Genomic DNA, 17089 nt, shown 5'->3' on the forward strand with positions numbered 1-17089 from the left:
AAGGACGTCGGTGGGCGGGCAGAACACCCTTAAAACTTCCCCGCATCTGTGGGGTTGTTGAGTTTTTCAGTTCCTTTCCCCGCAACCGGGGTGAGGGTAGAACGTAAGGAGAATCGGCTCATGCCGAAGCAGAAGACCCACTCTGGTGCTAAGAAGCGCTTCAAGCTCACCGGTACTGGCAAGGTTAAGCGCCAGCAGGCCAACCGCCGCCACTACCTGGAGCACAAGTCCTCCCGTCTGACCCGTCGTCTGGCTTCTGACCAGATTGTAACCGGCGGCCAGGCTAAGGTCATCAAGAAGATGCTGGGCAAGTAAGCTCACTTTCTCTTGAAGCTTCGCCCTCGTGATGAGGGCGCACCAAAAGTAGATATTTTCTCTCCTGCACCAGCGCTTAGAATTTTGTGAAGCTGGGTAGGACATAGACGTTAGGAGACACACGTGGCACGTGTGAAGCGCGCGGTTAACGCGCACAAGAAGCGCCGAGTAATCCTTGATCGTGCATCAGGCTACCGTGGCCAGCGTTCACGCCTTTACCGTAAGGCTAAAGAACAGGTCATTCACTCACTGGTTTACAGCTACGACCACCGTCGTAAGAAGAAGGGTGACTTCCGTCGCCTGTGGATTCAGCGCATCAACGCAGCTGCACGCGCTGAGGGCCTGACTTACAACCGCTTCATCCAGGGCCTGAAGGCTGCTGAGGTTGAGGTTGACCGTCGTATGCTGGCTGAGCTGGCTGTTAACGAGCCTGCTGCTTTCTCAGCTCTGGTTGAAATCGCTAAGAACAACCTGCCTGAGGACACTTCAGCTCCCAAGGCTGCCTAAGCTCTTTTAGGTCTGTCTTTCCCTAACTAACTGTTGGGGTGCGGACGCCGCCTCCCACTTTCCTGCCGCTGGGCAGGGGAGCGGGAGGCTGCGTCCTTTTTGTTGTGGTCTTACTGGGCTGGAGCGTCGGGTTGGGGCGTCGGACGGGAGGAGCGGGGCTGGGCGCACAGTGAACGTCCACCAGACTCTCGCGGTGTCTGCGCCTATAGTGGGCACAGTGAGAGTTCGGTGGGCGGACGGCGACCGGGTGGGCTTATCGTCGCTCCTTGAAGTTCCAAGGGAACTGGTTACTCCACCCAGGTGATGACCTCTTCGGCGGGTTTGCGGGTCTGGGGCCAGGGTAGTTCTTCGGCGCGGTAGCCCAGGGCCAGCATGGTAACGATGCCTTCGGTGGCGGGGTCAATGATGCCGTGCTCGGCTAGGAGTGCGTTGGCTTTCTCTGGGTTGAACCCTTCGATGGGGCAGGAGTCGAGGCCGATGAGGGCGGCTGCGCTCATCATGTTGCCCAGGGCGATGTAGGTTTGTTTGGCGGACCAGTCGAAGAGGGCGCGGTCGGTGGTGAGGCCCATGTCGTCTAGTTGGAAGGTTTTGTAGGTTTCGAGGGCCTTGGCGTGGGCCTCCGGGGTGAGATTTCGGGAGGCTAGGGAGCCTTGCATGTGGGGGCCATCGTGCTGCATGTTGCGCTTGGCAAGGAGCAGGATGAAGTGGCTTGCCCCGTCTAGTTGGCGGGCTGCACCCCAGCTGAAGGGCTTGAGGGCTTCACGAATTTCGGGGTTTTGCAGGACGACGAAGCGCCAGCCTTGTGCGCCGACGGAGCTGGGGGAGAGGCGGGCGACTTCGAGAATGTAGTTGATGTCGTCCTTGCTGATTTTCTTCTCGGGGTCGAAGAACTTGATGGCGCGGCGGCGGTGGGCTGCGTCAAGGACGAGCTGCTTAATGTTTTGGTTCTGCATGGGATGTTCCTTGAATTGTTGGGGGTATGGCTTGTTGCTCAATAAACAGGGTATCGGTTTTATTCCTTGCCTGGGTAGGCATATGGTTGATTCGTTCACTGCTTAGGGCAGGCGCGGGGTGGTTCGGTGGTATGAGATAAACCTAGCCGTGAGACAATAGAGCCTATGGATTTCAAAGAACGCCTCAGCACCCCCGTCATCATGGAAAACCCTCAGGCAGACCGTGTTAAAGATATTGCCAAGCTTGCCACTCGGGCAGCCCGCACTAAGACTGGGCATTTCCTGGTGGAGGGGCCGCAGGCCGTCCGCGAAGCTCTTAAGGCTCACCAGGTTAAGCCCTTGCTTGATGCTGTTTACATTACTGAGCGTGCTTTTGAGCGGCACCCTGATATTGCTGACCTGCTTGAAGAGGTCTATGGCAGCCCCACCCCGGAGGCTGGGCGTAAGGTCTTCATGCGTATGGTCACCGAGCCGGTGCTTGCGGCGATGGCTGAGTCTGTTAGCCCTCAGGGTATTGTTGCTGTTGCTTTCCAGAATGATATTGCCCCCTCTGATATTTGGGGTGAGGGCGCTATTAACCCTAAGCTTATTGCTGTGCTTACCCGTGTGCAGGATCCGGGTAATGCTGGCACTATTCTGCGTGCGGCGGACGCTGCCGGTGCTGACTTGATTGTTACCACCAAGGGGTCTGTGGATCTTTATAACCCTAAGGCTGTGCGATCTACCGCCGGTTCTCTCTTCCATGTGCCCGTGATCCAGGGTATTGATCTTGAAGATTTTGCTGAGGACGCCAAGGCCCAGGGCATTGGTGTGCTTGCGGCGGATGGCTATGGCCGTGTTTCTCTTGATGACTTGCAGGATGCCGCTTTTGCCTTGCGTAACGGTGTTGAGCCTCGCAAGAAGGTTAAGTATGACCTGGCTAAGCCCACCATGTGGCTCTTTGGGAATGAGGCTGCGGGTCTAAATGATGAAGAGAAGGCTGCTGCTTCTTTGCGTGTGGCTGTTCCTTTGCGTGGGGCTGCTGAGTCGTTGAATGTTGGTATGGCTGCTGGTGTGTGTCTCTTCGCTTCCTCTTTGGCTCAGAACCGTAAGGGCGACTAGTGGGGGAGGGCGCCGCTGCTGTGTACCCGGTGCAGGTGGTTGGGGCAGCTATTGTTGATTCCTTGGCTGCCCCTACCCGCCTGTTGGTGGGCCAGCGTTCTGCTCCGCCTGCGCTGGCGGGCCTCTGGGAGTTTCCTGGTGGCAAGGTTGAGCCCGGTGAAGCTTGTGAGGATGCCTTGCTGCGCGAGCTTCGTGAAGAACTCGGCATTATTGCTAGGCTCGGTGTTGAAATCACCGGCCCTCACCCCCAGGGCTGGGTGCTGAACGAGAAGGCGGCTATGCGGGTTTGGTTTGCAGAAATTGCGGACGGACGTGCCACCGCCTTGCAAGATCATTCTGAGTTGCGCTGGGTTCCGCTTGATGCCACAGCGTTGGAGCTGCCCTGGATTCCTGCTGATTTTCCTATTGTGGAGGAGATCTTGGCGGGCGTCCGCGCGTAATTTTGGGGTAAATATTCTCTCTCTGCTGAAAAGGGGTAGGTCAGGCTACGTCTAAGCGGTAGAATTAGTATGCACACTTTTTATTTTTGAAAGGCATAGAAGATGACTCAGTCACCTAACCCCAATGAATACCAGGCACCTGTCAACGCTCAAGGTGCACCCGTAAGCCCTAACGTCCAGCCTGGTTTCGACAACACCGGGTACGGCCAGCAGCCTGTAGCTCCTGACGCTGAACAGAAGCACAGCCGCTCACAGGCAGTTCTTTTAGCTACTGCTGTCGTCTATCTCCTGACCCAGTTGCTGAACTACTTCTTCACCCCCGAGGTCATTGATGTTTATGGTGAGCAGGTTGTTGTTGAAAAGAACCCCCTGCTGAGCGTAGTAAGTACGCTCATTGGTCTGGGTCTCTTTGCCCTGGTCTACGGCCTGATGGCTAAGTACAAGAAGGCCGGCCGTATCCTTGGCTACATCTTTGCCGCTATCGGTATTATCGGCGCTATCTGGCTCCTCATTGGTTCTTTGGTCTTCGCCCCCATCCTGGTAGTGGCTTACCTGCTGTGGATTGTGCTGGCCATTGTCTGGATTGTCGTCGTCTCTAACAAGTCAGTATCTTCCATCCTGCGCTAATCGCTAGCGACTACAACCCCAATGGGCCCTCCGGCAAAAGCCAGAGGGCCCATTCTTGTAAAAAGATTGTGGAGCCTGGGTAGCGAGTCCGCGGAGCTCACAAGGTAGACAAGGCCAGCACCTACCGCGCATTTGCACTAAACTAGTGTCTTGATGCCATGGGCGCGCATCAGCGCCCGTTACGCCCACAATGTGAAGAGAAGTGCACATGACTGATTCTTTGCCCGAGGTGCCTGAGAACCCCACACCCTTCCAGGTGCTGGCTAACATTCGCGCCATTCTAGAAAAAGACCCCGAGAACGGTCTTGAAACCGTCCGCGAGGCCTTCACCGCCGAATTTGAGCGCGCCCAGAAGGAAATCGCTGAGAAAACCGCTGACTTTGAAGAGCTCAAGCGCGTGCGCCTGGACTTCACCGGCGATAAGGCCAGCTTCACCCTAGCCAATAAGCAGATGCGCGATTTGCGCAAGGAGCACAAGGCTGAGGTCGGTAAGCTCATGGGCCAGGCGCGCGGACGCCTGACCAAGGCCCTTGAAGCACGCAACGCCCAGCTGGAAGAAGAGCGCGATGCCCGCATCCTAGTTGAAGAAGCAGTGGACGTCACCGCCCACACTCCTCGCCGCCGCATCGGCGGGCGCCACCCCATCAGCGTCCTACAGGAACAGATGTGCGATATCTTCGTGGGTATGGGCTGGGAGATTGCAGACGGCCCCGAACTCGAATCAGAGTGGTACAACTTCGACTCACTGAACTTCAAGCCTGACCATCCGGCGCGTGAACTGCAAGACACTTTCTTTGTGGAGCCCACCAGCGCCCACCTGATGCTCCGCACCCACACCTCACCGGTGCAGATGCGTTCCTTGCTTTCCCGCGATGTGCCCCTCTACGTGGTCTGCCCCGGCCAGGTCTACCGCACCGATGAGCTCGATGCCACCCATACCCCGGTCTTCCACCAGATTGAGGGCCTGGCGGTTGATAAGGGCCTGACCATGGCTGACCTTAAAGGCACCCTAGAGCACATGGCCCGTGCCATGTTCGGCGAAGAAGCCAAGATTCGCCTGCGCCCCAACTACTTCCCCTTCACTGAGCCTTCTGCCGAGCTAGATGTCTGGCACCCGGACGCTAAGGGCGGCCCCCGCTGGATCGAGTGGGGTGGCTGCGGTATGGTCAACCCCAACGTGCTACGAGCAGCCGGTGTTGACCCCGAAGTTTACTCAGGTTTCGCTTTTGGTATGGGCATCGAACGTACCCTCATGTTCCGCAACGGCGTCCAAGATATGCGCGACATGATTGAAGGCGACGTCCGTTTCTCACAGCAGTTCAAGATGGAGATCTAACCCATGCGCGTACCCCTTTCCTGGCTGCGTGAATACGCACCCGTCCCGGCCGACGCAAGCGCCGAAGATGTCATGGCAACCCTGGTAAAGGTTGGCCTTGAAGAAGAAGACGTTCACCGCCCCACCGACGAGCTAACCGGCCCCATCGTGGTGGGCCAGGTGCTCTCCATGGAGCCTGAAACCCATTCCAACGGTAAAACCGTTAACTGGTGCCAGGTGCGCGTTGTGCCTGAGGGCCAGCAGCAGACCCTGACCGGTAAGGGCATTGAAGAGTCCGGTGTGCAGGGCATTATCTGCGGCGCCCACAACTTCAAGCCTGGGGACAAGGTTGTAGTGACCCTGCCCGGTGCTGTGCTGCCTGGCGGTTTCGCTATCACCGCCCGCAAGACCTACGGTCATAAGTCAGCCGGTATGATTGCCTCCGTCAAGGAGCTAGGTATCGGTGAAGACCAGGGCGGTATTCTGGTGCTCTCCACCCTGGGGCTTGACCCTGAGGTTGGCACCGATGCCATGGAGCTACTCGGCCTCTATGATGAGGCAGCTGAGGTCAACGTGACCCCTGATCGTGGTTACGGCTTCTCCATTCGTGGTATCGCCCGCGAGTACTGCCACGCCACCGGCAACGATTTCGAGGACTTTGTTCTTGATCTGGCCGCTAAGGCACCTGCTGCCAACGACTCTGGTGTGCCCGTCACCCTCACCGACTCAGCCCCCATCCACGGTAAGGACGGGGCCACCCGCTTTGTGGCCCGCTCGGTCAGTGGCGTGGACGCAACCGCCCCTGTGCCCACCTGGATGTCCTCCCGCCTGCGCCTGGCGGGCGTCCGCTCCGTCTCCTTGCCGGTTGATATCTCTAACTACGTCATGCTTGAGACCGGCCAGCCCCTGCACTTCTATGATGCAGATAAGCTGGCAGGTGGCATCACCGTGCGCCGGGCAGAGGCTGGCGAGAAGCTCACCACCCTGGATGAGAAGGAACGCGAGCTCAACACCGAAGACCTGCTCATTACCGATGAGTCCGGCCCTATTGGCCTGGCTGGTGTGATGGGTGGGGCCTCCACTGAGGTCACTGACTCAACTACCCGCATCGTCATTGAAGCAGCCCGCTTCGATGAGGTTTCTATCGCCCGCACCGCCCGCCGCCACAAGCTCTCATCTGAGGCCTCCAAGCGTTTTGAGCGTGGTGTTGACCCCCAGATTCAGGCCGCTGCGGCCCAGCGCGCCGTTGACCTGCTGGTTGAACTAGCCGGTGCCAGCGCCGATGAGGGCGTAACGGACGCCGGTGGCAGCTTTACCCCCACCGTCATCTCCCTGCCCGCTGACTACACCGCAGGCCGTATCGGCATCGACTACACCCAGGAGCAAATCGTTGGTTCCCTGGAACAGATTGGTGCCAGCGTTGAGGTAGCTGAGGGCTCCTACGAGGTCACTGTTCCCTCCTGGCGCACCGACCTGGGCGCTAAGGAAGACCTGACTGAGGAAGTCGCCCGATTGGTCGGCTACGACCTGATTCCCTCCACCTTGCCTGTGGCCCCTCCTGGGCGCGGCTACACTGTCGAGCAGACCTTGCGCCGCCGGGCCCTGAACGCCCTGGCAGCCTCCGGTTTGACCGAGGTCTTTGCCTACCCCTTCGTCTCTGATGAAGATAACAACCTCTGGGCAAGCCCTATCGCCGGTGAGAAGGTGGACTCTATCCGCCTAGTTAACCCCATCTCATCCGCCCAGGGCTGGATGCGCCGCTCCCTACTGCCGGGCTTGACCGACGTTCTTTCCCGCAACCTCTCCCGCGGATTCAAGAACCTAGCCATCTACGAGACCGGCTCCGTCTTTATCCCCGGCACCCAGCTAGGTTCAGCCTCCATTCCCGGCCTGGGCGTCAAACCTGCCGATGAGGTACTAGCTGACCTGAATGCTGGCATCCCTGAGCAGCCCCGCCACATTGCCGGTCTTTTTGCTGGTGCTGAGCATGAAGAAACTCCGGGTGTGAGCGCTCGCGCCTTTGACTGGCGCGATGCCCTAGATTCTGTTCTGTTGGTTGCTGATGCTGCTGGCGTGAAGCTCACGGTTGAAAATGGTGAGCATCAGGCCTTCCACCCTGGCCGCACCGCCGTGTTGAAGGACGCTGCCGGTGAGGTTATCGCCTACGCCGGTGAGCTACACCCCAAGCTCCTGGCTAAGCTGAATCTGCCTGAGCGCACCAGTGCCTTTGAGCTCAACTTCACTGCCCTGATTGCTCAGGCTGGTGAGGCTGTGCAGGCTACCGGTATTTCTGGCTACCCGGCTGCTAACCAGGACGTTGCCCTGGTTGTTGATGCTAAGGTTCCTGCCGCGGATCTTGCTGCCGCCCTGGTAGAGGGCGCGGGCCAGCTGCTTGAGGACGTCCGCGTCTTTGATGACTACCGCGGCATCGGCATTGAAGAGGGCAAGAAGTCTCTAGCCTTTGCCTTGCGTTTCCGTGCAACTGACCGCACCCTCACCGCCGATGAGGCCTCTGAGGTTCGTGAGGCTGGTGTGGCCCTGGCCGCCGAGCGTTTCGGCGCGGTTCAGCGTGCTTAGAGGCATTAAAGCCTGGTAATAGCTAAGTGGGAATGAGCCCGGCGGATGCGCGTCCGCCGGGCTCATATGTCTTAGCAGGGGGTGATTCGGCTGAGGTTGAGGTGGGGGAGGGGACGTTTTCTTAGAGAGGGCCTGGAAAAGGCTGGGCCTTGAGAGGGCTGGCCAATTTTTTTGGGTCTGACACGGTAGAATGGACTTCCCGCCTTGTCTAGGCAATCACCCACAACCTCTGGAGATGCACCGTGAGCGATCAGCGCTACCTCGAAGATAAAGATACCTTCGACGAAAATGACCGCACCGACGACTTCTTCACCTTCTCGGAAGAAGAAGAATACTACGAGGAACCTCGCGGGCCCCTGGGCCCTAAGCTAGCCCTTGCTGGCATCATGCTGGTAGCTTCACTTCTGGCGATGCTACTGCTCATCGGTGGTGTGCGCACTTTCAACGAGGCCCGCGCCAATGAAGGCTACGAGGGGCGCTCCTGGGTGATGGCCGGCAGTTTTGAGAAGCTCACCAGCGACCTGCAAGGCGATAGCAATGTGGCCACCTATAAGGGAACGCTGCCTGATGATGCTGCTATGGCTGATAAGACCTTCGTTTCTGAGATTGCTGACCCGGTGCAGGTTAACCCCGGGTCTGCTGTTGAGTTCCGTGGTTCTCAGACGGGCACTGTGAGCGCTGATTTCCCGCAGAAGGTTGATGCCCTGCTGGTGCAGACTGATGAGAGCCATTTGACGGTTGCCCGTACTGGTGAGGCAGGTAGCTTGGTGCCGGTCACTGAGAGTACGGTGGCCTCTCAGAAGCGTAGTGCTATGTTCCGTCTGGCTGGTGCCATTCTGGTCTTTGGTGGTGGGGTTGCTGCTACTTTTATGATGATTCGTCAGCGTAAGGGCGCTGAACTGGCTTAGTCTGTTGTGGGCTTGCCTGGGCTGACTTGGGCTGGGGTGGTTTTACACTACGACACACATTGCATAAATATTTACTAGTATGTAAAAACATGCAAAGATGGTGCTATGACTATTACCGTAGCTGTCACAGGAGCCACCGGGTACGCCGGTGGTGAGATTCTGCGTCTTTTGGCCACCCACCCCCACGTTGAGGTAAAAACCGTGGCCGCCCACTCGTCCGCTGGTTCCCGACTCGGCGATCTGTCCCCCCATCTTCGCGCCTACGCCGACCTGGTGGTCACAGACACCACCGCCGAGGCCCTCAGCGGGCACGACGTTGTCTTCATGGCCCTGCCCCACGGGGCAAGTGCAGAGATCGCCGCCCAGCTACCCGAAAACACCCTGGTGATTGACGCAGGGGCAGACCACCGCCTCGACAGCGCAGAGGCCTGGGAAAAGTTCTACGGCTCAGAACACTCCGGCACCTGGCCCTACGGCCTACCTGAACTACCAGTTGGTACCGGTAAACAGCGTCAAAACCTGGCAGGTAGTAAGCGAGTTGCCGTGCCCGGCTGCTACCCCACAGCCTCCATCTTGGCCCTAGCTCCCGGCTTTGCCGCCGGTCTGCTCGAACCCAGAGATGTTGTCATTGTTGCCGCCTCAGGCACCTCAGGGGCAGGTAAGAGCCTCAAACCCCACCTGCTCTCAGCCGAAGCCATGAGCAGCATGAGCCCCTACGGGGTCGGCGGTTCCCACCGGCACACCCCCGAAATTGAAGAAAAACTCTCCCACATCGCAGGGGAAGAGGTGCAGATTTCATTCACCCCCACCCTAGCCCCCATGCCCCGCGGCATCCTCGCCACCGCCACCGCCCGCGTCCGCCCAGGTGTCACCGAGGCTCAGCTGCGGGAAGCCTGGCAGCAGGCCTACGCCGATGAACAGTTCGTGCACCTGCTCCCAGAAGGGCAGTGGCCCACCACCAAGAGCGTGCAGGGCTCCAACCACGCCGAAATGCAACTAGCCTTCGACGCACACACCGGGCGCCTTATCGTTACCAGCGTCATTGATAACCTGGCTAAAGGTACCGCCGGCGGTGCCATCCAGTCCATGAATATTGCCCTCGGGCTCCCCGAAAATGCAGGCCTACTCCAGGAAGGACTCGCACCGTGACCGACTCTATCCACCAGATTGAAGGCATCACCACCCAAGGCGTCACCTTCCCCCGTGGCTTCCGGGCAGCCGGTGTGCGCGCCGGAATCAGCGCCGTTGACGGTAAAAAGGACGTCGCCCTGGTCGTTAACGACGGGCCCGTCAAAAACGCCGCCGCCGTCTTCACCAGCAACCGTTTTGCCGCCGCCCCCGTCCTCTGGAGCCAGCAAGTTATCAGCGATGGCCGGGCGGACGCCGTCCTCCTCAACTCCGGTGGCGCTAACGCCTGCACCGGTGCCCCCGGCTTCCAAGACACCCACACATCCGCTGAACTCCTGGCCGAGCTGCTGGGCATCTCGGCCGGTGACGTCCTAGTCTGCTCCACCGGCCTCATCGGCGAGCGCCTACCCATGGACAAGCTCACCGCCGGAACCAAGGACGCCCTAGCCTCCCTAGGTGTAAGCCCCGGCTCCTCCCTGGCCGCCGCTGAAGCTATCATGACCACCGATACTGTCTCAAAGCAGGCCGCTATCGGTGTAGAAATTGAAGAGGGCGGCTACTACCTGATTGGTGGTATGGCGAAGGGTGCTGGCATGCTGGCCCCCGGTCTGGCCACCATGCTGGTTGTTATTACCACCGATGCTCTGATCTCACCTGAAAATCTTGATATTGCCCTGCGTGAAGCAGTGCGCCTGAGCTTCAACCGGGCTGACTCAGATGGGTGCATGTCTACCAACGACACCGTCATTCTCATGAGTTCTGGTGCATCAGATATTGAACCTGACCTGGGGGTCTTCACAGAAGCTCTCACCAAGGTCTGCCAAGATTTGGCTCTGCAGCTCATTGGGGATGCCGAGGGCGCCAGCCACGACATTCACGTGCGGACCCTGGGCGCAGCTAGTGAAGCGGACGCTGAAGAAGTCTCTCGGGCTGTCTCCCGCTCTAACCTCTTCAAAACCGCCATCTTTGGTAATGACCCCAACTGGGGCCGAATCCTCTCCGAGGTAGGCACCACCTCAGCTACCTTTGAGCCGGAAAACGTCAACGTCACCATCAACGGGGTGCAGGTGTGCACCGGCGGCGGTATCGGCCAAGACCGCTCCCTGGTCGATCTTGCCGCACACCGTAAGGTCACCGTCGATATTGATTTAGGTGCAGGCCAGCATGAAGCTACCATCTGGACCAACGACCTCACCCACGACTACGTGCACGAAAACTCAGCCTACTCCAGCTAACCAAAGGACCCCTATGGCAGAGCAAAAAAACGCCCACGCCCGCTTCGACACCGCCCAGCAAAAAGCGAAAACCCTCATGGAAGCCCTCCCCTGGATTCAACAGTTCCGGGGTAAGGTCATGGTCTTCAAATACGGTGGCAACGCCATGATTTCAGAGGAGTTGCGCGCCGCTTTTGCAGAAGACATGGTCTTTCTCCGCACCATCGGCATCTGCCCAGTAGTGGTACACGGTGGCGGCCCGCAGATTACCGCCATGCTGGGCAAGCTTGGTATCCACAGCGAATTTCGCGGCGGCTTGCGCTACACCACCCCCGAAGCTATGGACGTAGTCCGTATGGTGCTCACCGGGCAGGTAGCCCGCGAACTGGTCTCCCTCATCAATGCTCACGGGCCTTTTGCTGTTGCTATGAGCGGTGAGGACGGCGGGCTGCTGCGCGCTCGCCGTATCGGCACTGTAGTAGATGGGCAAGAAGTAGATCTGGGGCTGGTCGGTGAAGTTGTCGGTGTGAACACCACCGCCATCATGTCCATGATTCAAACCGGTAAAATTCCCGTCATTTCATCCATCGCCCCTGAAATGCACGACCCCGAGAAATACCCGGAACATAACCACGGCCTAGCGGGTCTTACCGGGGAAATCCTCAACGTTAATGCAGATACCGCCGCCGCAGCCGTCGCTGCAGCCCTGGGAGCTGAAAAGCTGGTCGTCCTTACCGACGTTGAAGGTCTGTACGCCAACTGGCCCCACAAAGATTCGCTGATTTCATCCTTGACCGTGAGCGAACTGCGAGCCATGCTCCCCACCCTGGTTTCGGGCATGATTCCCAAGATGGGTGCCTGCCTGCAAGCCGTTGAGCAAGGTGTTCCTCGTGCTTCTATCGTCGATGGTCGCCTGGCTCACTCGCCCCTGCTGGAAATTTTCACTGACCGCGGTATCGGCACCCAGCTCACCCCCGATAATGTCGAGGACACCCCCTGGCACCACCCAGCACCTGACTTCCAGGTCAAGCCCATCACCTATTAGGACCACTTCACTCAGCAAGGGGAAAACCATGTCTCAAGAACAACTACTGACCAACTACAAAGATGAGCTACTCGGTGTCTTCGGTGACCCCTCCCTGGTGCTGGTAGAAGGCAAGGGCTCCCGCGTCACAGACGCCGACGGCAAGGTCTACCTAGACCTGCTCGGTGGTATTGCTGTCAACGCCCTTGGCCATGCCCACCCCGCCTGGGCCCAGGCCATCAGTGAGCAAGCAGCCACCTTAGCTCACGTCTCCAACTTCTTCACCACACCCCAACAGATTTCTCTAGCTCACCGCCTGCTTGGCTACCTGGGCGCTGAGGACGGCCGCGTCTTCTTCTGCAACTCCGGCACCGAAGCCAACGAAGCAGCCTACAAGCTGGCCCGCCGTCACGGCAACACCCACGGCAAAGGCACCATCCTAGCCCTTGACCACGGGTTCCACGGCCGCACCATCGGCGCCCTCTCCTTGACCTGGAAGCCCGCCTACCGCGAACCCTTTGAGCCCCTACCTGGCGGCATCAAGCACATCCCGGCCACCCTCCAAGCCCTCGAAGAGAACCTCACCGACGATGTTGCCGCCCTCATCATCGAACCCATCCAGGGTGAGGCTGGCGTGCTGCCCCTGCCAGAAGGCTACCTAACCCGCGCCCGTGAACTCACCCGCGCCCACGGTGCCCTACTCATCGTGGACGAAGTACAAACCGGTATGGGCCGCACCGGCCGCTGGTTCGAGCACTCCCGCGAACTCACCGGCACCAACCTGCCCGATGCCATCACCCTAGCCAAAGGCCTAGGCGGCGGCTTCCCCATCGGCGCCATGATCGTCACCGGTGAAGAGAACACCCGCACCCTCCAAACAGGCATGCACGGCACCACCTTCGGCGGCAACCCCCTAGCCACCGCAGCCGCCACCGCAACCCTAGCCACCATCGAAGCAGAAGGGCTACTAGAGGCAGCAACCGACCGCGGCTCTACCTTCCGGGCAGCCATCGAAAAAACAGGGGGTGTAGAAGAAACCAGGGGAGCGGGCCTACTCATCGGCATCGTCCTAACCGAAGAAACCACCCAAACCGGTGCCCCCCTCGCCCCAGCCTTCGTAAGCACAGCACGAGAAGCCGGATTCATCGTCAACGCCCCCGATACTCGCACCATCCGCATCGCCCCAGCCCTGACCATCACCGATGAAGAACTGGCCAAATTTGCTGAAGCCTTCCCCACCATCCTGGCTCAAGCCCGTCAGCAGTAGAAACACCCCCACCCCTAGGAGAACACCGTGGTACGCCACTTCCTCAAAGACACCGACCTCACCCCCGACGAACAAGCCCAGGTACTTGACCTAGCCGCCTCCATGAAAGCTGACCGCTACGGCTACAAGCCTCTAGCAGGGCCCCAGACCGCCGCCGTCATCTTCGACAAAACCTCAACCCGCACCCGCTTCTCCTTCCACGCAGGAATTGCAGAGCTCGGCGGCAACCCCCTCATCGTCAACCCCGGCGAAGCCCAACTCGGCCACAAAGAGACCATCTCAGATACTGCCTCCGTCATCTCCCGCATGGTCTCCACCATCGTCTGGCGTACCTACGCCCAAGCCGGCCTGGAAGAAATGGCCCAGCACTCCCGCGTACCCGTCATCAACGCCCTCTCCGACGACTACCACCCCTGCCAGATCCTGGCCGATCTGCTCACCATCCGCGAGCACAAAGGCGACCTCACTGGCCTGACCATGGTCTACCTGGGGGATGCAGCTAACAACATGGCCAACTCCTACCTCCTAGGCGGGGCCACCGCCGGAATGCACGTGCGCATCACCGGCCCAGAAGGCTACCTGCCCGCAGACTCCGTCGTCGCAGAAGCAGAAGAACGCGCAAAGGAAACCGGCGGATCAGTCCTGGTGACCACCGACCCCGACCAGGCCCTTGCCGGTGCGGATGTCGTCATCACCGACACCTGGGTCTCTATGGGCCAAGAAGACGAAAAAGAAGCCCGCGCCCAGGTTTTCAAACCCTACACCGTCAACACCGAAGCCATGAACAAGGCAGCAGAAGGCGCCATCTTCCTCCACTGCCTACCTGCCTACCGCGGCTACGAAGTCACCGCCGACGTCATCGACGGGCCCGCCTCCGTCGTCTTTGACGAAGCCGAAAACCGTCTTCACGCCCAAAAAGCCCTCATGGCCTTCCTGCTCGCCGAGTCCAACCTCGCCACCGACGTCCGCACAGCTCTCTAAGACACCAGGCACCAGAAAAAGAGAAGAAACAATGGCGATCCCCTCCACCAAAACCGCGCGTCAGGCCCGCATCATCGAGGTTCTTCAAACCCACCGTGTGCGCTCGCAGGCTGAACTGGCTAAGCTGCTCACCGATGACGGGCTCAAGGTGACTCAGGCGACCCTTTCGCGTGACCTGGTGGAAATTGGGGCTGAGCGTGTGCGCGATGAAAAGTCAGGGCTGATCTATGCGGTGCCTAACCACCCGGTGCGTCGTAGTACTCAAGAAGGCCCCGATGCCCGCCTGGTTTCTCTCTTCAAGGAGTTGTTGGTGACCGCAGAGGCCTCAGCTAACCTGGTGATTTTGCGGACCCCGCCGGGTGCGGCCCAGTTCTTGGCCTCGGCTATTGACCAGGCTGGTTTAGAACCCCTGCTGGGAACGATTGCCGGTGACGATACTGTCATGGTCATTGCCCGTGATCCGCAGGGAGGCGAAAAGGTAGCTGCCCTCTTCCTAGAATGGGCGGCATAGGTTAGAGAAGTGAATATGAGGGCGGGCTACCTCTGTACGGTAGCCCGCCCTTGGTGTGTGCGAAGCCGGGATTTATGCGAAGAGCTGCTTCATCTCTTCAAGGTTGAAAAATTCTGCTACGTCAGCTGGGGTCTGGCTTCCTAGCGTTTCGTCAGCACCTGCATCCAGGAGCATGCGGGCGATGGGCAGGTTGTTGCGGAAGGTGGCGCAGACCAGGGCGGTTTGGCCTCGTTCGTTGAGACGGTCCAGGTCGGCGCCTTCGTTGATGAGTAGCTGTACCAGCTCTGAGTGTTTGTGGTAGGCGGCCAAGATGAGCAGGGTGTCGCCCTTGGCGTTGGTGAGGTCAACGGGTACGCCCTGGTCGAAAAGGGACTTGAGGGCTATCGGTTTGTTGTCCCGTGCCAGGTCGAAGACCGAGTTAAGAAAGTCAATGTCTTGTTCGGTCAGAGTGTGGTTCGCATCTGTCATATCTTCACTTTCTCAGAAGTCGGGTCTTTTTAGCAACCCTGTCTAGACCTATAGGGTGCTTATCCCTACCCTGGGAGCTTTCACCGAGAGGTGTTAAGCGGTCAGGTATGAAAGAATAGGCAGGGTCAGCTAGGCCCGTCAGGAAAGGCACCCTGTGAATACCCAGCACTCCCAGCACTCCCAGCACACTGCAGACTCTTCACCCCAGCACAATCTAGCGACCCTCCTTGCTGCCCGCGCTGATTCGGACCGCACTGCCCTGACCTGGGCCGGTGGCTCCTTGAGCTACCAGCAGCTGGTCACGGCGGTAGGTGCTGCCCGCACCTGGCTGGGGGAGCGAGGCCTCACCCCTGGCGATAGGGTAGCTTTGGCCCTGCCGAATGTGCCGGCCATGGTGAGCCTCTACTATGGTGCCCTGTCTTTGGGGGCGGTAGTGGTGCCCATGCACCCGCTGCTATCGGCGCGTGAAGCTGCCTACCAGGTGCAGGACGCTGGCGCCCGGCTTCTGGTGGCAGCCGCCGGTACGCGCGTGGGCCAGGAAAGCGAGCAGATTCGTGAAGAGGTGGGGCCGCAGCTGGCCGTTCAGGTGCTTTCTGCCGATGCCATGTTCGATAGGGACGCCCCGGCACAGCAGGCCTGGGAGCCCTCCCCTGTGCGGGCCCAGACCCCTGCGGTTATTCTTTACACATCGGGAACTACTGGTGCCCCTAAGGGGGCTACCCTTACCCACGCTAATATGCTCTCTAACGCCCTGACCTGCGCAGATGTTTTCGGTTTCACCGCAGATGACGTAATCTTTGGGGGCCTTCCGCTCTTTCACGCCTTCGGGCAGACTGTATCGATGAATGCGGTACTGGCAGCAGGCGCCGCTATCGCCCTGCTGCCTCGTTTCACACCGGGTGGGGCCGCCCAACTGTGCGCCACAGCCGGGGTCACAATTTTTGCTGCGGTTCCTACCATGTATGGTGCCCTGGCCAGCTACCTGGGCACCGACCCGGCCTTGGCGCACCGTCTGAAGGGGCGTGTCCGCTTCGGTATCTCAGGTGGTGCAGCCTTACCGGCCTCTGTACACGCCGATATTGAGCGCCTGGTAGCCTGCCCTATCTATGAGGGGTATGGGCTGAGCGAAACAGCGCCGGTTGTCTCTTTCAACCGGGCTGAGTACGGCCTGGTCATTGGTTCTGTGGGCAGGGCCCTGCCCGGTGTGGAGGTCAAGGTCGTCGATGAAGAGGGGCAGCCCTTAGCTACGGGTGAGGCCGGTGAACTGTGGGTGGCTGGGCCTAATGTTATGGCCGGTTATTGGGGCCGCCCTGAGGCTAGCGCTGCGGTGCTCAAGGGTCGCTGGTTTGCCACCGGTGATATTGCTCGACTCGATGAGGAGGGGAACATCTTTATTGTTGACCGGCTTAAAGACATGATTTTGCGTAACGGTAACAGCGTCTACCCGCGGGAAATTGAGGACGTTCTCTACACTAACCCTGCCCTCCAGCTGGTGGCTGTAGTGGGTCAGCCCTCAGATGTGGTGGGTGAAGAAATCGTGGCGGTGGTGGTGCCTCGCCAACCCCTGGATGCTGCGCAGCAGGCTGAGCTGATCGCCTCCTTAGATCAGCTAGCTCGCCAGGAACTTGCAGCCTATAAGTACCCGCGCCGCTACATTTTTAAGGAAGAGCTACCCTTGGGCCCGACCGGCAAGATTCTTAAGCGGGTGTTGGCTGAGGCTCTCACCCAGGAGTCCTAGGTAAGAGCCTCTACT

The 17089-nt window shown here is 59.3% G+C and carries 16 protein-coding genes and 1 pseudogene; 15 read left to right on the top strand and 2 right to left on the bottom strand.

What is annotated here, in order from left to right; genetic code table 11:
* Positions 1-120 precede the first annotated feature (120 nt).
* The gene (gene rpmI, locus ACED87_RS01380; RefSeq protein ID WP_135011425.1) at positions 121-315 is read left to right on the top strand and encodes a 50S ribosomal protein L35; all 195 of its coding nucleotides are present in this window, start codon (positions 121-123) and stop codon (positions 313-315) included.
* Between the two features lie 123 nt (positions 316-438).
* On the top strand, positions 439-822 hold the full coding sequence (rplT, locus tag ACED87_RS01385) for a 50S ribosomal protein L20 (protein ID WP_449081859.1): 384 nt from the start codon (positions 439-441) through the stop codon (positions 820-822).
* A 287-nt stretch (positions 823-1109) separates the two neighbouring features.
* Here rplT and ACED87_RS01390 read toward each other — a convergent pair whose 3' ends face one another.
* Positions 1110-1775 (bottom strand): NAD(P)H-dependent oxidoreductase, encoded by a 666-nt coding sequence (locus ACED87_RS01390; RefSeq protein ID WP_449081861.1) that lies wholly within the window; start codon positions 1773-1775, stop codon positions 1110-1112.
* Positions 1776-1940: 165 nt separating this feature from the next.
* On the opposite strand from ACED87_RS01390, the gene ACED87_RS01395 reads away from it, so the two are divergent.
* From ACED87_RS01395 to ACED87_RS01450, 12 genes and pseudogenes are all read left to right on the top strand, one after another.
* Complete coding sequence (locus tag ACED87_RS01395) at positions 1941-2876, top strand: TrmH family RNA methyltransferase (protein WP_449081863.1); 936 nt, start codon at positions 1941-1943, stop codon at positions 2874-2876.
* Complete coding sequence (locus ACED87_RS01400; protein ID WP_449089500.1) at positions 2876-3316, top strand: (deoxy)nucleoside triphosphate pyrophosphohydrolase; 441 nt, start codon at positions 2876-2878, stop codon at positions 3314-3316. Before ACED87_RS01395 ends, ACED87_RS01400 begins: the two co-directional genes overlap by 1 nt.
* Before the next feature lie 102 nt (positions 3317-3418).
* The gene (locus ACED87_RS01405; RefSeq protein ID WP_449081867.1) at positions 3419-3943 is read left to right on the top strand and encodes a hypothetical protein; all 525 of its coding nucleotides are present in this window, start codon (positions 3419-3421) and stop codon (positions 3941-3943) included.
* A 208-nt stretch (positions 3944-4151) separates the two neighbouring features.
* Positions 4152-5279, top strand: a complete 1128-nt coding sequence (pheS, locus tag ACED87_RS01410) for a phenylalanine--tRNA ligase subunit alpha (protein WP_449081869.1) — start codon at positions 4152-4154, stop codon at positions 5277-5279.
* A 3-nt stretch (positions 5280-5282) separates the two neighbouring features.
* Positions 5283-7835, top strand: coding sequence for a phenylalanine--tRNA ligase subunit beta (gene pheT / locus ACED87_RS01415; RefSeq protein ID WP_449081871.1), 2553 nt, complete (start codon positions 5283-5285; stop codon positions 7833-7835).
* Positions 7836-8077: 242 nt separating this feature from the next.
* Positions 8078-8743 carry a hypothetical protein gene (locus tag ACED87_RS01420; RefSeq protein ID WP_449081873.1) on the top strand — a complete coding sequence of 222 codons (666 nt, stop codon included), beginning with the start codon at positions 8078-8080 and terminating at the stop codon, positions 8741-8743.
* 105 nt (positions 8744-8848) lie between these two features.
* Positions 8849-9892, top strand: a complete 1044-nt coding sequence (gene argC / locus ACED87_RS01425; protein ID WP_449081875.1) for an N-acetyl-gamma-glutamyl-phosphate reductase — start codon at positions 8849-8851, stop codon at positions 9890-9892.
* The gene (gene argJ / locus ACED87_RS01430; RefSeq protein ID WP_449081876.1) at positions 9889-11106 is read left to right on the top strand and encodes a bifunctional glutamate N-acetyltransferase/amino-acid acetyltransferase ArgJ; all 1218 of its coding nucleotides are present in this window, start codon (positions 9889-9891) and stop codon (positions 11104-11106) included. Before argC ends, argJ begins: the two co-directional genes overlap by 4 nt.
* Positions 11107-11119: 13 nt before the next feature.
* Entirely contained in the window at positions 11120-12130 is a 1011-nt protein-coding gene (argB, locus tag ACED87_RS01435; protein WP_449081878.1) for an acetylglutamate kinase, read from the top strand.
* Between the two features lie 28 nt (positions 12131-12158).
* A complete protein-coding gene (locus tag ACED87_RS01440; RefSeq protein WP_449081880.1) occupies positions 12159-13376 on the top strand; it encodes an acetylornithine transaminase in 1218 nt (405 codons plus the stop codon).
* Positions 13377-13403: 27 nt separating this feature from the next.
* Complete coding sequence (gene argF / locus ACED87_RS01445) at positions 13404-14357, top strand: ornithine carbamoyltransferase (protein ID WP_449081882.1); 954 nt, start codon at positions 13404-13406, stop codon at positions 14355-14357.
* 22 nt (positions 14358-14379) lie between these two features.
* Positions 14380-14868, top strand: a pseudogene (locus ACED87_RS01450) (arginine repressor); the annotation flags it as partial.
* A 72-nt stretch (positions 14869-14940) separates the two neighbouring features.
* Here ACED87_RS01450 and ACED87_RS01455 read toward each other — a convergent pair.
* Complete coding sequence (locus ACED87_RS01455; RefSeq protein ID WP_449089501.1) at positions 14941-15336, bottom strand: ankyrin repeat domain-containing protein; 396 nt, start codon at positions 15334-15336, stop codon at positions 14941-14943.
* Positions 15337-15490: 154 nt separating this feature from the next.
* Between ACED87_RS01455 and ACED87_RS01460 the strand changes: the two genes are divergently transcribed.
* Positions 15491-17074, top strand: a complete 1584-nt coding sequence (locus tag ACED87_RS01460; RefSeq protein WP_449081885.1) for an AMP-binding protein — start codon at positions 15491-15493, stop codon at positions 17072-17074.
* Positions 17075-17089 lie beyond the last annotated feature (15 nt).

This window comes from Rothia sp. 32237D007AR (assembly GCF_053544675.1).

Coding starts and splice junctions, on each gene's coding strand:
- rpmI (WP_135011425.1), top strand. CDS start 121: ATGCCGAAGCAGAAGACCCACTCTGGTGCTAAGAAGCGCTTCAAGCTC.
- ACED87_RS01390 (WP_449081861.1), bottom strand. CDS start 1,775: ATGCAGAACCAAAACATTAAGCAGCTCGTCCTTGACGCAGCCCACCGC.
- ACED87_RS01395 (WP_449081863.1), top strand. CDS start 1,941: ATGGATTTCAAAGAACGCCTCAGCACCCCCGTCATCATGGAAAACCCT.
- ACED87_RS01405 (WP_449081867.1), top strand. CDS start 3,419: ATGACTCAGTCACCTAACCCCAATGAATACCAGGCACCTGTCAACGCT.
- pheS (WP_449081869.1), top strand. CDS start 4,152: ATGACTGATTCTTTGCCCGAGGTGCCTGAGAACCCCACACCCTTCCAG.
- pheT (WP_449081871.1), top strand. CDS start 5,283: ATGCGCGTACCCCTTTCCTGGCTGCGTGAATACGCACCCGTCCCGGCC.
- argC (WP_449081875.1), top strand. CDS start 8,849: ATGACTATTACCGTAGCTGTCACAGGAGCCACCGGGTACGCCGGTGGT.
- argB (WP_449081878.1), top strand. CDS start 11,120: ATGGCAGAGCAAAAAAACGCCCACGCCCGCTTCGACACCGCCCAGCAA.
- ACED87_RS01440 (WP_449081880.1), top strand. CDS start 12,159: ATGTCTCAAGAACAACTACTGACCAACTACAAAGATGAGCTACTCGGT.
- ACED87_RS01455 (WP_449089501.1), bottom strand. CDS start 15,336: ATGACAGATGCGAACCACACTCTGACCGAACAAGACATTGACTTTCTT.